The 15,934-nt window shown below is 61.4% G+C and carries 14 protein-coding genes; 10 read left to right on the forward strand and 4 right to left on the reverse strand.

Annotation, left to right across the window (positions count from 1 at the left end; translation table 11 throughout):
* Positions 1–123: 123 nt before the first annotated feature.
* Positions 124–723 (forward strand): helix-turn-helix domain-containing protein, encoded by a 600-nt coding sequence (locus ABNX08_RS38090; RefSeq protein ID WP_022540264.1) that lies wholly within the window; start codon positions 124–126, stop codon positions 721–723.
* Positions 724–893: 170 nt separating this feature from the next.
* Here ABNX08_RS38090 and ABNX08_RS38095 read toward each other — a convergent pair whose 3' ends face one another.
* Positions 894–1,169, reverse strand: a complete 276-nt coding sequence (locus ABNX08_RS38095) for a hypothetical protein (RefSeq protein ID WP_349607651.1) — start codon at positions 1,167–1,169, stop codon at positions 894–896.
* Between the two features lie 773 nt (positions 1,170–1,942).
* Here ABNX08_RS38095 and ABNX08_RS38100 point away from each other — a divergent pair.
* The gene (locus ABNX08_RS38100; protein ID WP_349607649.1) at positions 1,943–3,118 is read left to right on the forward strand and encodes a PHB depolymerase family esterase; all 1,176 of its coding nucleotides are present in this window, start codon (positions 1,943–1,945) and stop codon (positions 3,116–3,118) included.
* Positions 3,119–3,192: 74 nt separating this feature from the next.
* Positions 3,193–3,570 carry a RidA family protein gene (locus ABNX08_RS38105; RefSeq protein ID WP_022540266.1) on the forward strand — a complete coding sequence of 126 codons (378 nt, stop codon included), beginning with the start codon at positions 3,193–3,195 and terminating at the stop codon, positions 3,568–3,570.
* Between the two features lie 529 nt (positions 3,571–4,099).
* Here ABNX08_RS38105 and ABNX08_RS38110 read toward each other — a convergent pair.
* Positions 4,100–5,146, reverse strand: coding sequence for a PDDEXK nuclease domain-containing protein (locus ABNX08_RS38110; protein ID WP_349607646.1), 1,047 nt, complete (start codon positions 5,144–5,146; stop codon positions 4,100–4,102).
* 212 nt (positions 5,147–5,358) lie between these two features.
* On the opposite strand from ABNX08_RS38110, the gene ABNX08_RS38115 reads away from it, so the two are divergent.
* Positions 5,359–5,685, forward strand: a complete 327-nt coding sequence (locus ABNX08_RS38115; protein ID WP_374063807.1) for a DUF1016 N-terminal domain-containing protein — start codon at positions 5,359–5,361, stop codon at positions 5,683–5,685.
* A gap of 278 nt (positions 5,686–5,963) precedes the next feature.
* Positions 5,964–6,422: an Lrp/AsnC family transcriptional regulator gene (locus tag ABNX08_RS38120; protein ID WP_041682405.1), complete on the forward strand. Its 459-nt coding sequence runs from the start codon at positions 5,964–5,966 to the stop codon at positions 6,420–6,422.
* 129 nt (positions 6,423–6,551) lie between these two features.
* On the opposite strand, the gene ftrA is transcribed toward ABNX08_RS38120, so the two are convergent.
* Positions 6,552–7,562 carry a transcriptional regulator FtrA gene (gene ftrA, locus ABNX08_RS38125; RefSeq protein WP_022540292.1) on the reverse strand — a complete coding sequence of 337 codons (1,011 nt, stop codon included), beginning with the start codon at positions 7,560–7,562 and terminating at the stop codon, positions 6,552–6,554.
* Between the two features lie 185 nt (positions 7,563–7,747).
* Complete coding sequence (locus tag ABNX08_RS38130) at positions 7,748–10,162, reverse strand: molybdopterin guanine dinucleotide-containing S/N-oxide reductase (protein WP_349607643.1); 2,415 nt, start codon at positions 10,160–10,162, stop codon at positions 7,748–7,750.
* Between the two features lie 207 nt (positions 10,163–10,369).
* Here ABNX08_RS38130 and metC point away from each other — a divergent pair, with 207 nt between their 5' ends.
* From metC to ABNX08_RS38155, 5 genes are all read left to right on the forward strand, one after another.
* Positions 10,370–11,599 (forward strand): cystathionine beta-lyase, encoded by a 1,230-nt coding sequence (metC, locus tag ABNX08_RS38135; RefSeq protein ID WP_022540290.1) that lies wholly within the window; start codon positions 10,370–10,372, stop codon positions 11,597–11,599.
* A 68-nt stretch (positions 11,600–11,667) separates the two neighbouring features.
* The gene (locus ABNX08_RS38140) at positions 11,668–12,603 is read left to right on the forward strand and encodes a 4-hydroxy-tetrahydrodipicolinate synthase (protein WP_022540289.1); all 936 of its coding nucleotides are present in this window, start codon (positions 11,668–11,670) and stop codon (positions 12,601–12,603) included.
* Positions 12,604–12,622: 19 nt separating this feature from the next.
* Entirely contained in the window at positions 12,623–13,402 is a 780-nt protein-coding gene (locus tag ABNX08_RS38145) for an SDR family NAD(P)-dependent oxidoreductase (protein WP_022540288.1), read from the forward strand.
* 110 nt (positions 13,403–13,512) lie between these two features.
* Positions 13,513–14,544, forward strand: a complete 1,032-nt coding sequence (locus tag ABNX08_RS38150; RefSeq protein ID WP_022540287.1) for a tripartite tricarboxylate transporter substrate binding protein — start codon at positions 13,513–13,515, stop codon at positions 14,542–14,544.
* 23 nt (positions 14,545–14,567) lie between these two features.
* Entirely contained in the window at positions 14,568–15,872 is a 1,305-nt protein-coding gene (locus ABNX08_RS38155) for a D-amino acid dehydrogenase (RefSeq protein ID WP_349607640.1), read from the forward strand.
* Positions 15,873–15,934 lie beyond the last annotated feature (62 nt).

A 15,934-nucleotide genomic window follows, 5' to 3' on the forward strand; every position in this document is an offset into this window, starting at 1 on the left:
CTCATGGTTTTCCCTAGCATTCCTTCCGAGGCAAGTCGGCATACACGGCCGGCGCGCGTACGCCTTTGTTGTGCATTACATGTACAATTTTGTGCATGACATGCACTTTTTTGATACTTCCCTATGAACGTTGAGCAACGCGTGGAAGCGGTCTCGCGGCAGCTTGGAAGGCGCATTCGTGCCGCCAGGAAGGCTAAGGAGTTCACACTGGACGCCCTGAGCGAACAGACGGCTCTGTCCGCGGGGTTTCTGTCGCGCTTGGAACGCGGCGAGACCAACGCGTCAATCTCCAATTTGATTGTGATTGCGGACAGACTGGGAATTCCGCTTCGCGACTTTTTCGAAGGGTCCGGCGAGGAGGCGCAGCCCGACTTTGTTGTCAGTCGAGCAAGCGAAAGGAGTCGTGGCGCCCCCCTGGAAGGCAAGGGGTACACATATCGACTGACAAGCGGTACCCTGCCCGACCAACAGATGAGCGCCTTTGAGTTGAGCTATATGCCCGGCGAGTCGCTACCCAACGAATCGCTCGTTCACAAGGGGGAGGAGGTTTTGTATCTGTTGGAGGGACGACTCGAATTTGAAATTGATGGTCACGTCGCCGTCCTGGAGCCAGGTGATTGCGTGCACTTCAACTGCGAAAAACCCCACCGGGGAAAAAACGTGGGCGAGTCAGTAGCAAAACTACTGATGGTTGTAACACCCGTCGATTCCTTAGCTAGCTAGAATCCCGACCGCCAAACATGTCGGAATTCCTCCCCCGCCGCATCGGCTGTTAGCCCTCCGTCGGCAGGAATGCAGATGTTCAACTGCGGGTGTGTGCTCTGGCTTGCCTAAAGGAACGGAGCATCGTCGTCCGGAACGATAGGGCGTACACGAGTACAAGGATCAAGGCATCATGATCTATGTCTAGTCGAGATGGTTGGCGAGGCATAGGGCTCGGAACCTGCCGGGTTAAGCGACCGCTTGCACGCGTTCGATTTCCGCGATGACGGCGTCTCCCATTTCTGACGTCGAAAGACAGCGTCCCCCCGACCCAATAACGGCCGTCCTCGCCCGCGACGCAGCGCAGCGGCCACGGCACCCACAAGCACCCTGGCTTCCGTTTCGCGAAGGAACGAAAACCGCAACATCATCGCAACGCTCAATATTGATGCGAGGTGATTGGCCACACCTTTCCCCGCAATGTCAAGTGCGCAGCCGTGAACTGGCTCATAGAGAGCCCGGTTGGTCTACAGTGGCGCGCGTCACCTTTGCCCGAAACACCGCGGCACTGGCATCGCTTGCCTCCCCTGTACTGCAGGACCCGTTTTCGACGGTCTACGCTCGACTCATCGTTCTGGGCGCGTCGTTAAGGCTATTGCTGTGTCTCCGATGAGGCGGCTACTCACGGACTATCGGCGATCGAAAAACAAAGGATCGCATTACAACTGGATGGCTGATTGTCGTTCAGCACCGGCCGCTCGGCCCCACGCAGTTGGACGGCTGCGATGGGTCGGGAGCGGCCGTCGTCGTAGGCGTGTTAGCAAGTCCTTGCAAACAGAATCGGTAAGTTTCGGTCACTCGCCGGCGCTGGCGTCGCTAGCCGCGTTGGGGCGCGAACGGGGCAAGGTGGTGCGGGCGTCGCTCCAGCCTTGAATCATTCAAGCTTGTCTATCTTGGACTTCTTCCATTCAAAACGGTGCTATGTCTTGATTTGTCGGCACTTTTTTTCACTTGGCATGGGCCTTGCGGTAGGCTGATGCCTTTGGCCGTCGGGCCCCAGGCGCGCGGGCGAAGCCGAACTCAATACGGATCACGCGACCACAATCGCCGCTGGCCGGCCGTTTGATCAGTGCCTTACTTGTCGGCTGCTGATCCTGCCGGCGCGGACATGCGGCAATCGCGGCTGGTCCTTGGCCCGAATAGATCTCGGCCAATTCGGCGAACGATGGGGAGATCTAATTTGGAACGCCGACTCGAAATTCTTGCCTTTGCGCTCCTTACAGCTTGGAGTTCCGCTCACGCCGACGACGGGCTCGGGTTGGCCCGCGGCGGTAATCCCAACGATGTCACCATTTCGGGAGTTTCATCTGGTGCTGCCATGGCCATTCAGTACGCCGTAGCGCATTCCAGTTCCGTCCAGGGAGTGGGCTCCATTGCAGGCCCCGGTTGGGGTTGTGCCGATGGTCGTATATCGGTGGCGATCAATAACTGTATGTGCGGCCGACAGTCCCCAGTCCCTAACGTTGCCGCGGCCCGCACGCTGGCAGGTAGAGGGGCGATCGACAGATTGGCTTCAGGGAGACCGCAGGCACTCAAACGTTCCTATGTCTTCCAGAGCGGAGCAGACCATACAGTGGTGAAGCAATCCGGGCAGGCAAGCATCGACTTCCTGACTGCGTTCATCGGCCAGACACCCGCAGTAGACCGAGGGAACGCCGTCGACGGCAGTGACCGGGCCGGTCATGGCATCGTGTCTCCCGATGGGATCGATTCATGCCAGTTCGACGGAAGCGAAAAGTCCTACGTTCGCCGCTGCCGCGCCGAGGACAATGCCGGCAAGCTCTTCCTGGCGCTCTACGCTCCGGACTCAGCCTACGATGCGAACAAGCGCGTCAAATACATTCCCGAAACCGAGGTGTGGAAGTTCGGACAACAGCCGATCATCGACAAGATTGGAAAGAGCGACGCCAAGGTCGCCGGAGACGCTATCTGGGGTCTACCCTACAGCACTGAGCGGCGCAAGAACTTCGATATGGCGGATACCGGATATCTTTACGTTCCGTCATCCTGTCGAAGTAGTGGGAGTCGTTGTCGCATACACATTGCTCTTCATGGCTGCAACCAGAACGCAAAGGAGTTTTCCAATACTGCCGGCTACAACAACTGGGCGGACTATTACCATGTCATCGTCATCTATCCTGCGCTCGAACCGGTAGCGCTCCCTAGTGAAGAGGTGTGCGCAATGCCTCCGGCCTTTTCCATTGCCGACTCAAGTTGGGTGAAGCCGAACCTCAACGGGTGTTGGGATTGGTGGGGCTATCTGGACAACGAGCGACCCCAGGCTAAACGTTACCTGACCAAGAAAGCGCCGCAAATCCGGGTGATTGAAAGCATCATTGACGAAGTCACACGTTAGCGCCGACCGATGGCCCTCCTTCCAATCGCCGCTCTGACTTGGTGTGGAGAGCGGAATTTTAGGAGCTGACTCAAATGACAATTGAGTATTTTGCAGAGAGCAATCCCGTCACACGAACCTTGCCACGCTCGCTAGCGACGAAGGCCGGCGACTTTGTATTTGTGTCCGGTCAGGTAGCCAGAGACGAAGACGGCAGCATCGTTGTCGGCGGGATAGAAGCTCACACCCGCCAGACGCTGAAGAACGTCGCTCACGTACTCGCCCTCGCAGGTTGCACGCTCGAGGACGTAGTGAAGATAACAGTCTGGCTTGAAGACGCTCGCGACTTTGATGAATTCAATCGCGTTTACGGAGAATTCTTCCGCGAAAGCAAGCCGTCACGGTCGACATTACAAGGGAAGAACATGGTCGGCACCAGGGTGGAAATCGAGGCGATTGCTTATAAGCCTTGACCCTCCGCGCAGCGGCTTAGGTGCTCCCTGGGATTCGCTCTCACTCCAATCGACCGCCTGCAGCGGGTCGGTCGGAGACGGCCGCAGTTTCGCGGCGCGCATCCGCCCAAGACCGGCCACGAACCGCCCTTGGTTGAGGGTTGGAGTAACCGTTCGAACGACGGCTTCGAAAGGCACAAGCAGCCGCTGGTGTTCTGAAGGTCGGATGTCTCAGACGGTCGACTAGAGACGACCGTCGACTGCCCGCGGGGTCCATCGTCACAACCCAATAATTTCGTGATCGTGAAACTATTCATTGGGATCCGGGGCTGAACACGGCGGTGCCGACAAACGTCCGCCCTGCCCCGTTCAACATAACCTCCTGGCAACCAGAAAAATTTCTGAGTACGGTCGTTATGTTGAACGAGCAATCCAGCTTACTCATGACGGGGCAGTCCAAGCTTCGGCGAAAGCCGAAGCCCTGCGGGATCGGAGCCACGCCTTGAGTTGGGCAACGATTTTCCACCTATCTCAAGCAAGGCGACCAATCTCACTCTGGATCGCCCTCCTCCGGCCGGACATCCAACTCCAGTTCTTGTGTCAATGTTTCGACGCTCGGCAGGCTTTCCTGCAACTCAGCGGGGAGTTCCGCAACGAATTGGTACTGGGCCACGCCGATCGGATTGCCCATACCGCGTAGTGCGTATTCCACCACCAGCCGATTGTGCTCCTGGCATAGTAGCAGCCCAATGGTCGGATGGTCGCCCTCGGTTTTCATCTGCGCATCGACCGCGGATAGATAGAAACTGATTTGACCAGCATACTCAGGCTTAAAGGCGCCAGTCTTCAGCTCAATGACGATATAGCAGCGCAGCTTGAGGTGATAGAACAGTAGATCAAGATAGAAGTCATCGCCTCCAACTTCGAGGTGAACCTGCCGGCCGACATAGGCGAAGCCGGCTCCAAGTTCGAGAAGGAAACGAGTTATATGATCGACCAGTGCTGCCTCCAAGTCTCGTTCGGTCGCTTCGGCACGCAGACTCAAAAAATCGAAGACGTAGGGATCCTTGAGCGTGGCCCGCGCCAAATCAGACTGTGGCGATGGCAACTGAGCAGCGAAGTTATTCGGCGCCTGCGCTGCGCGGTCGATCAGCCGCGTCTCGATCTGCGCCAGCAGTACTGCTCGGGACCAGCCATACGTTAGCGCCTGCTGTGCATACCACTCGCGCTGCTCGACCGACTTGAGCTTCTGTAACAGCACCTGGTTGTGCCCCCAAGGCAATTGTCCAACAAGCTGTTGGACAATTGCCGCATCCGGCCACGCCTCCGCAAAGGCGCGCATTGCCATCAGATTGGAGCGCGACAGCCCGCTCATATCGGGGAATGCTTGCCGTAAATCTTGCGCCAGACGCTCGATTACTTTAGCGCCCCACCCCTGTCTCGCCTGCCGCTCAAGGATTTCATTGCCGATATCCCAGTACAGGGCAACCAAGGCTTGGTTGACGGCAAGAGCCGCGCGTTGCTGGGCGCGTCCAATTCGAGATTTGAGCGAAGCGAGCCAATCGATGTAGTCGGGAGGCAGAAGTAACGAAGCCATGGCAGAGCTGCAAGGAGGCCTAATCGAGCAGTATAGAGCACGTGCTTACTAGGTGGCCAAGATCCAATGTAATGCGCTTTATTGTGCACTTAAAGCGTTGCCTGCCCGCCCAGCCAGCGACCCACGACAAGCAGAACGTTATCGAACCTTATCGCCGCACCCTGGCAACGCCGGCGTCACGAGCATCCTGACCGCGCGCGCAGCAGCTCCCCTTGTTTGCGAGTCCGGCGAAACGCAACGGCAGTAGCCGGCTGCCAGTTCCCGCCGCTCCGAGCCAGCTTTCCCGATATGAAGGTATTCTCACCGCGCAACCTCAAATACAGCGCGCCCTAGACTGGCTGGACGTCGAATTTGTGCAGCAGCCTGCTGCACAATTACCGTTTCACCTCTGCACCTTGCTAGACAAGGTGAAGAATACGCCGCTTCGCGAATGGTATGCCGCTCAAGCGCTCGCCCATGGTTGGTCCCGCAACCTGTTGGTGATGCAGATAGAGACCCGATTGCATGACCGCCAAGGTCAGGCCGTCCTTGGATGCTGATCGCGCACAGGATTGAACTAGACCCTACCCGAGACCAAGAGACGAACCGGGCTGCCGCAGTCCATGTGGCTAACTTTGGCGAGATATGAACGTAAATTGTCATTCGTGCCACTAGTTCGTTCAAGCCGCGCTCCCTATCCTGTGCTCGGTGGATCGTGGCCCGACAGGGGCAGAGTCCGCCAGAAACTTCAACTTACTGTGAGATAGAAATTGAAAGACAAGCTACTGATGCTCCGCCCCGATTTTACTCAAGCCTCGGACACAGCCAGCTAATGGACATGGACCGCTACGACAAACAAATCCTTGACATCCTGCAGGAAGACGCCACTGTCTCCGTAACGGAAATTGGGGACCGCGTCGGCCTGACCTCGACGCCGTGCTGGCGCCGCATCCAAAAGCTGGAAGAGGCCGGCATCATTCGCAAACGGGTTGCATTGCTGGACGCAGACGCGTTGAACGCCGGTGTCACAGTCTTTGTCTCAGTGCGTACCAGCCAGCACAACCTGAAATGGATCAAGCTGTTCCATGGATTGGTGACATCGATCCCGGAGGTGACCGAGTTTTACCGGATGGCCGGCGACACCGATTACCTGCTGCGCGTGGTAGTACCGGATATCGCGGCCTATGATCGCGTTTATAAGAAGCTGATCCAAGGGGCGGAGCTTGCCGATGTTAGCTCCAGCTTTGCGATGGAACAGATCAAGTACACCACTGCGCTACCATTGGATTACGCGTAAGCGGGCACCGGTCATCCTGGACTGGCGAAGAAACCTACTATCTCACGCGTATAGGTGGCTCGGTTGGATGGACACCCCGTGCCACCATAAAAGAGCGCAATGGCAACTGGGCTCCGCCATTGGCCGGAATCAATGCAGCGCAGATGTACTGAAATGTCGTCTGTAGTGTCCGGGACTTGTTCCGAGCCGGATCCGGAAGTGATTGCGCAACGTGGCTGCGGCGCCGAACCCCACTTGCACCGCGATGTCATCCACGGATGCATCGGTCTCTTCGAGCAAGACCCTCGCTCGGCTTAAACGCTCTATCAGCAACCACTCGCCAGGCGGCATACCCATCATACTGACAAAGTGCCGCTGGAACGTGCGGGCACTCATTGCGGCTTGCCTTGCCATCCTGGCAATCGGCCAGTCTTCGTCCAATGTTGCGCGCACCGCGTCCACCAAGGGGGCCAACGAAGCACTGCTGCGCTTCGAGACCGGCTCGGCAATGTACTGGGCTTGGCCGCCTTCACGGTGTGGCGGCATGACAAGTCGGCGTGCGACCTGATTGGCCGCGCGAGGGCCAAAGTCCCGGCGGATCAGATGCAGGCACAGATCGATTCCTGCTGCACTTCCGGCCGACGTCAGGACATCGCCGGCATCGACGTAGAGGACATCTGCCTCCACCCGAATTTCCGGATATCGCTCCGCTAGTGTTGCCGCGTGACGCCAGTGCGTCGTCGCGCGCTTACCGTCGAGCAATCCTGCGGCGGCCAATACAAAGGCACCCGTGCAGATCGACATGATTCTCGCCCCTCGCTTGTTCGCCTTTCGCAAAGCGCGGCAGAGCTCCGGTGGCACAACCGCTTCAATATCCCGCCAGCCCGGGATGATGATCGTCTTCGCCTTCGACAGAAGTTCAAGGCCACCGTCAGCCTGTACTTGGATGCCACCCGGCCCGCGCAACGTCCCGAACTCGGCCGAACACGTCGCAAAGCGATACCACGTGCTTCCCATTTCCGGTCTGGGCAAACCGAACACTTCAACGGCGCAGCCGTATTCAAAGAGGCTCAGGCCGTCGTAGACGACGACTGCGACAAGTCCCCCATTGGCGCCCGATTTCGATTCGTTTCTTGGCACGATGCAGATAGAAATAGGCATTGATGCCATCTCGCCAGATTTTGCGCCCTCTGCCTCGCGTCTCGCAAGCGTCGAAACGGGTCAGTTTGACAGCGCCGGGAGCATGCCAGCCTGCTCGCAGGCGCTGTGGGCATCATGCGGCGCACTTCGGCATGATCGAGACGAAAAGTGTCGTTCGTGCCTCTAGTGCGTTAAACGCTCGCTCCCTATCCATTGCTTGGTGGATCGGCGGTCCGACTTTTTTCGCGAGACTCCATGTGCTTCGAAAAATGGTCTTCACCCCGGCTTGTGCCGGTCAACGGCGACACCGGCGGCGCGTCGAAGGCACGAACCTCCGGCGGTTCTCCGTTGGACCACGGCGCGATCTCGACCAGTGCGGAATGCGCGCTGCACCCTTGGGCCAGGCGGGACGTGCCGCGGTCCATTGTCAGGACGTTGGGATTGCCGTGGCGCTCAAGCGAACTGTTGCTCGCATCGAACCAGGCACCGGTCGACATCACTACGACTCCTCGTATCAGCGTATCGTCCAGACGGGCGCCGGCCAGGCATGCCCCGCGCTCGTTGAACACGCGTACGATCTCGTTCTGCACAATGCCGCGCTCTGCCGCGTCCAGCGGGTGTATATGGACTGCCTGCCGGCCTCTGACCTTCAGTGACACGGAGTGGCTACCCGCGTCCAGCTGGGAGTGCAGCTTGTCCGCCGGCTGGGACGTGATGAGGTGCAAAGGCCAGCGCTGGGCTGCGGCATCTCCAAGCCATTCGGCAGGTGGCAGCCAGGACGGATGAGGAGGGCAATCCTGATAGCCGAATTCTCCAATGCGCCGGGAGTAGAGCTCGATCTTGCCGCTGGGTGTGCTCAGGGGACTGCCCTGTGGATCGGCACGGAAGTCCGAGAACAGCACGAACGGCGTGCCCGGCTCCGGCAAGCCGGTGTACCCCTCCTCCCAGAACTGTTCAAACGGCGGCGCTTCGAAGCCTGCCTCGGCCCAGCGTTCCACCATACTGTCGTAGATATGGCGAATCCACGCGAATTCGTCGCGGCCTTCCGTAAACGCGAATTCGCAGCCGGCGCGCAATGCCAGGTCTCGATAGATGTCGAAGTCGTTGCGGCTGCTGTACTGGGGCGGTAGCGCCTGATGCATCGCCAGCACGTACCGGTCTCTTGAGGAGCCCCCGATGTCGTTGCGCTCCAGCGTTGTCGTGGCCGGCAGAACGATGTCCGCGCGCCGCGCGGTCGGCGTCCACCAGCTGTCATGCACCACGATCGTCTCCGGCGCTTGCCAGGCGCGCACGAACCTGTTCAGGTCCTGATGGTGGTGGAACGGGTTGCCGCCGGCCCAGCACACCATGCGGATATCCGGATAGATGCCTTCGCGGCCGTTGAAGTCGTAGCGCTGCCCTGGATGGAGGAGCATGTCCGAAATACGCGCGACGGGGATGCTGCTGCGCGCGGGATTGGCACCCGCGCCCATCTCCGGCGCCGCAACGTCGGGCCTGGGCGTTCCGGCGCCGTTGATGGAGCCATGCCCGAACGCAAAGCCACCGCCCGGCAGCCCGATCTGCCCCAACATCGACGCCAGCGCGATGCTGGCCCAGTAGGGCTGTTCGCCATGATGCGCGCGCTGCAACGACCACGTGCAATTCAGCATCGTGCGCTGCCGGGCGGCTTCCGTGGCCAGTTCGATGATGGTCCCGGCCGGCACCGCGCAGATCGATTCCGCCCAGCGGGCGTCCTTGGCCTGGCCATCGTCCCGGCCCAGCAGATAGGCCGCGAACGCGTCAAAGCCCTCGCAATGGCTCGACAGAAACTCCGCGGCGTGCAGGCCGCGCGTCAGCAGGGTGTGCGCGATGCCCAGCATCAGCGCGGTGTCGGTGTTGGGCCGGATCGGCACCCATCGGGCCTGCAGGCCGTCGGGTATGTCAGCGCGCGTCGGGCTGACTACAACGAATTTCACTCCTGAGCGCTTTGCCCGTCCGATCCACTCGTGCGAGCTGTGCGCACCCGCGCCGCCGGAAGTGATCTGGGTGTTGCGCAAGGGCAGGCCGCCAAAGGCGATGAACAGCTCCGTGTGTTCAAGAACGCTGCGCCAGTCGGTTACTCTTCCCGTGACTGGCTTGTAGGTGCCGATCACATGAGGCAGCAGGAACTGCGCAGCGCCCCAACTGTAGTTGCCCGCCTGCGTGGTGCAACCCCCGCCTGCGAACAAGAAGCGGTGCGTCAGCGTGCGGGCATGATGCAGGCGCCCGGCGGAGGACCATCCGTAGGAACCGCCAAAGACGGATGCATCGCCATGGTCGGCGCGCACCCGTGCCAGCTCGCCGGCCACCAGATCCAGCGCGGTGTCCCAATCCACCTCGACGAACTCATCGTTGCCCCTCTCGCTGCGCTCCGCGTTCTCGCGCTTGCGCAGCCAGCCGCGCCGCACCGAAGGCCTGCGGATGCGCAGGGGCGAATGCACCATGCCCGGCATGGATTGCAGGATTGGTGAAGGTGCGCTGTCGCAGGGAAACGGCTCGCACGCGACGAGTTTTCCGCCTTCTACGACCGCCGTATATGCGCCCCAGTGCGAAAGTGTGGGAAAGCGGCTGCGAGTATTGGCTGCAGCAAGCTTCGTTGTCATGTTGGTCTCCTCCACCGGAATACAGGCGCCCGCTACGGGCGGCACAAGCACCCAATGTTGGGCGGGCCGCGCGAGCATTTTTTTCTCTTTTGGAGGGGATACGCCGATTAAATGAGATGAATTTGCTCAGGACGCATCCCTAAGCTGGTCGACATTCCAGCGGCAATCACGAACATGAAAGCCGCACCGCTCAGCCACGGAGATCCGATGAAAGAAAGCACTCAGTTAGTTTGCGCTGGCCGCCACCCGGAGCGGTTCGGCGGGGTCGTCAACACGCCGATCTTTAGGGCATCGACCATTCTCGCCGGGTCGATGGCCGAATGGGAGGAAATGAAGCGCGCCCGCGCTGCGGAAGAGTCTGGCGCGACGACCTACGGACGCTATGGCACGCCCACGACCCATGCGCTAGAAGAAGCCGTTGCCGCGCTGGAAGGTGGATACCGGTCGCTCGTGTTTCCATCCGGCCTCGCGGGGATCAGCACCGCGCTGACGGCGCTGCTTTCGGCCGGTGACCACGTGCTGGTCACCGACAGCGCCTATTCGCCCACACGTTCGTTCCTGGAGCGAGTCCTGACGCGCTTCGGCGTCGAAGTCGAGACCTACGATCCTGCCGGCGGCACGCCGATCGAAGCATTGTTGCGGCTCAACACGCGTGTCGTGTACGTCGAATCGCCAGGTTCGGAGACGTTTGACATCCAGGACATCCCGGCCATTTCCGCCGCCGCACATCGACATGGCGCCGTCGTAGTCATGGACAACACGTGGGGAACGCCGCTCTACTTCAAACCGTTCTCCCACGGTGTCGACGTTTCGATCCAGGCCGCCACCAAGTACATCGTCGGCCATTCCGATGCCATGCTTGGCGTGGTCACGTGCAATCGGGATACCTGGCCGCTAATCAAGCAGACCACGCAGGACATGGGACAGACCGCGGGGCCGGACGATGTCTACCTCGCACTGCGCGGCCTGCGCACGATGGCGGTTCGGCTCCAGCGCCACTGGGAATCCGGGCTGCGCGTCGCCCAATGGCTAGAGCGCCAGCCGCAGGTCGAGGCAGTGCTGCATCCCGCACTGCCGTCCCATCCCGGCCACGTGCTGTGGAAGCGCGACTTCACCGGTGCCTGCGGCCTTTTTTCCGTAGTGCTGCGCACGAACTCGAAAGCCTCGCTCGCTGCCTTCATCGATGCACTGGAGCACTTTGGCCTGGGGGTTTCGTGGGGCGGCTATGAAAGCCTCGCCATCCCGTTCACGCCGGGAAAGAACTGCACCGGCGCGCGCTGGCCGTATCAAGGGCAGGCCGTGCGCCTGCATGTGGGTCTCGAAGACCCGCAAGACCTCATCGACGATCTGCAGCGCGGCCTGATGGCGCTTTCCGCGCATGGTTCCACCCTGGAGGCATTGCAAGACGCCCAGGCCGACCAGGCTTGCCCGACCTGAACGACAACGCAGCCTAAGCCGGGTTTTCCCGGCACTTACCCCTACACGAATCCACGACGGAGACAGACATGAGCAAGATGAAGATTGAAGGGTCCTTTGTTGCCCTGATCACCCCCTTTGCCAAGGACGGCAGCCCGGACTTCGGCGCCTTTCGCGAACTGCTGGATTTCCAGGATCGCCACGGCACCTCGGCGGTGCTGATCATGGGATCCACAGGCGAGGTATCGATGCTCTCGCAAAAAGAGCGCGAGGCCATCATCGTGGAAACCGCGAAGATGAAGACCGGCAAGATGAAGCTGTTCTATGGCTGCACCGGCAACAACACCCAGACTACCAAGGACTATCTGCGCTTTGCCAGGGCCAACGGCGCGGATGGCGCCATCATCGCCGCGCCCGCCTACATCTGCGCGCCGGAGGCCGACATCGAAAGCTACTTCCTGGAAGTGGCCGACGAGACCGACCTGCCCCTCGGCATCTACAACAACCCGCCGCGCGTGAAGACCGACCTGAATTGGGACAGCCTGCTGCGCATCTTCAAGCACCCCAACTATGTCGTCCACAAGGAGTCGACGACGCGCGTCGGACAGGTAGCGCAAGTGCTGCGCGGCGCGCCGGATGTCTCCGTGATGTGCTGCGACTCGCCCAACCTTGGCCTAGTCGTTCCAACCATGAGCCTGGGCGGCCATGGCACCGCAAACATGACCGGCAATATCGCCCCGGCGGAGCTGACGCAGATCTCCCGTCCGTGGACATCCCCCGACACCGCGGCCAGCTTTCACAAGGCCTACCTGCAGAACCTGCAGTTGCTGCACTATGCCTACTCGGCCATCAACCCGGTGGCGATCAAGTCGCTGATGAAGGCAGTGGGCCTGCCTTCGGGCGAACTGCGCAAGCCGCTCACCGGCCTGGAAGGCGAGCCCCTGCTGCGCGGCCTGCGCGTCATCAAGGAGCTCGAACTCGACCGGAAGTACGGCTGGTCGTCGCCGATGCTCAAGGCCGTTTGAACCGAACCGGGAGCAATCAATGGACCTCGGCATTGCAGGGCGCCATGCACTCGTCTTCGGCGGGAGCAAGGGCATGGGGCGCGCTTGCGCGCACCAACTGGCGGCGGAAGGCGTGAAGGTATTCATCGCCGCCCGCACGGAGAGCACGCTGGCCGCGGCGGCAGCGGAAATCGGCGCCGCGACGGGTGGTGATGTCAGCTACGTGGTAGCGGACATCACCACGGACGAGGGGCGCGTCGCCGCGCTGGCGGCATGCCCTGCCCCCGACATCCTGGTCAACAACGCGGATGGTGCCCCGCCCGGTGATTTTCGCCAGTGGACACCGGCAGACTGGCACGCCGCGATCGATGCCATGATGATCGGGCCGATCGACATGATCCGGCGCACCGTGGACGGCATGATCGAACGCCGCTTTGGCCGCATCGTGAATATCGTCTCGCGCAGCGTGAAGACGCCGCAGCTGGAACTGGGCCTGTCCAATGGCGCGCGCTCTGGCCTCGTCGGCTTCGTCGCAGGGCTTGCGCGCCAGACGGTTCGCCACAACGTCACGATCAACAACCTGCTCCCGGGCGTGTTCGCGACCGATGCCCAGCGCCACCACATCGAAGGCATGCTGGAATCGACTGGCAAGAGCTTCGAGCAACTCTGGAACGAACGCGGCGCCAACAACCCGGCTGGCCGCTATGGCCGGCCGGAAGAGCTCGGGGCACTCTGCGCCTTCATCTGCTCTGGGCAGGCGAGCTATATCTGCGGTCAGAACATCCTGATCGACGGCGCAGCTTACCCCGGCACCTTCTGAGCCACCAGCTTCACCGAAGCCATTTCAAGGCAGCGCCGCCCGCCGCGCCCGACGTCATCGCGCGCGATGGCGCTGCCTTCCCTTGTCCAGCAAGTTACGTTGATCCGGCCATGCAACTACGCCCACTTACCAAGATCCGTTCCCGCCACATGCCCGTCGTACGCTTGGGCATCTTCCTCCTGTCCGTTCTGACGTCCGCGGGCGTCGCAAAAGCGGACTCCAGGTCTGACAGCCCCTACCCCGATCGTACGATCACCATCGTCGTGCCGCATGCGCCTGGCGGCTCGGTGGACGGCCTTGCGCGCGTGTTCGCGATGAAGCTCGGCCAGGAGCTGAAGCAGACCGTCATTGTCGACAACCGGCCGGGTGCATCGGGCCTTGTCGGGGCCGGCATCGTCGCCCGCGCGGCAGCTGACGGCTACACCCTCTACATCAATGCATCGATCCACAACATCAATCCGATGCTCTATCGGAAGACCATCAAGTTCGATGCGGTCAAGGATTTCACGGCGGTCAGCATGCTCGCGCAAGGCGCGCTGATCTTTAGCGTGAATCCGCAGGTGCCGGCGAACTCGCCGCAGGCACTGGCGCGCGCCGTGAAAGCCAACCCCAAGCTGTACAACTTCGCGACCAGCGGCAACGGCTCCGCCGGCCACCTGGCCCTGTCCCAGTTCATGTATGACAGCGGCATCGCGGACCTGCAGGTGCCCATTGCCCTGTACAAGGGCGGCGGTCCTGCGCTGACCGACCTCATGAGCGGCCAGGCCCAGGGGATGATGGATCCCATGCTCTCGTCGCTGCCCGGGGTCAAGGCCGGCAAGCTGCGCGCGATCGCGGTGACCGGGCGCACGCGCAGCCCGTTGTTGCCGGATGTCCCGACCATGCAGGAAGCGGGATTCAAGAACTTCGAGTTCTACTCCTGGTACGGCCTGTGGGCGCCGGCCAAGCTACCCGATGGGATCAGGAAGAAGCTCGACAGCGCCTCGGCGAAGATCATGTCGTCGCCAGACATCAAGGATCGCCTGTACGGACTGGGATTCGAGAGCGCCTACAAGGATGGCGGCGAATTCGAGCAATACATCGACAGCGAAACCAGGCGCTATCGCGCGATCATCGATCGTGCACACATCACGGCCGACTGAATCTTTGGAACGGGGCAGCAGACATGCGCGTACTAGTGCTTGGCGCCGGCGTCGCCGGCGTATCCGCCGCCTACCACCTGTGGCGCGACGGCCATGAGGTGACCGTGCTGGAGCGGCAAGCGAGCCCGGGGATGGGATCGAGCTTCGGCAACGCAGGCGGCCTTTGCCCCGGCTTTGCCGGACCGTGGGCGTCGCCGGGCATGCCGTACAAGGTGCTGCGCATGGCCATGCAAAAGCATGCGCCGGTGCGCTTTTCGATGATGCCGGATGCCGAACGCCTGCGCTGGCTCGCCAAATGGCTCAAGGAATGCAATGCGGAGCGCTTTGGCATCAACAAGGCGCGCATGCAGCGCTTGGCGCACTACAGCATGCGCTGCATGCAGGCCTTGCGTGACGAAGTGCCGGAGCTCAACTTCGGCTTTCACCGCGACGGCACGCTGCAATTGCTCCAGACTGACCAGGAAGTTGAACTGGCACAGCTGGCCACGCGCACACTCAGTCAGTTCCAGGTGCCATGGCGAATGATTGGGCGCGACGAAGCCATGGCGCTTGAACCCTCGCTGCGGGCGTCTGCCGCAGCATGGCAAGGCGCATTGCATCTGCCGGACGATGCATCAGGCGACAGCGCAAGGTTCTGTGCAGGCCTCGCCGGCTATCTTGCCCGTCGCGGCGTGTCTTTTCACTACGGCGTTTCGGCAACCCGCCTCGTCCATGCGCACGGCCGCCTTCGCAGCGTCGAGATCACGCATGGCGGGCAGACGGATCAGCGCCAGGCCGATGCCTGCGTGGTGGCGCTCGGCTGCCAGGCGCCCGCGCTACTCGCTGCTGCAGGCCTGCGGATCCCGATCTATCCGCTCAAGGGCTATTCGATCACGATCCCCATTGCCGACACCGGGGCTGCACCGCGCATGGCGATCATGGACGAGCACAACAAGATCATGCTGACCCGCTTGGGCGACAAGTTGCGCGTCGCGGGAATGGCCGAGTTCGTCGGATACGACCTGTCAGTGCGCCGGGTCCGCACGGAACTGCTGTCGGCACTGACGCGACGGCTCTTTCCACGCGGGTTCGACTATGCCGCGGCCACGTCGTGGGCCGGGCTTCGTCCGATGACGCCGGACGGGCCGCCCATCCTCGGCGCGACACCGCTGCAGGGCCTCTACCTGAATGCTGGCCACGGCTCCAATGGCTGGACACAGGCATGCGGCACCGGCCGGCTTGTTGCCGACGCGGTCACCGGCAGGCCGCCAGAGATCGACATGGACGGACTTACCGTCGAGCGCTTCGGCATGCACCGCGCCGGACGCGCGCCGGCTCGCGTGGCCTGATCCATTCACTTGCACGGGCGCCGCTGCCGGCGGCCCCGTTCGCGCCGAGTGCCATCGGCGTG

The sequence above is a fragment of the Cupriavidus sp. DF5525 genome, assembly GCF_040149425.2.
In the GTDB taxonomy this organism is placed as follows: Bacteria; Pseudomonadota; Gammaproteobacteria; order Burkholderiales; family Burkholderiaceae; genus Cupriavidus; species Cupriavidus pickettii_A.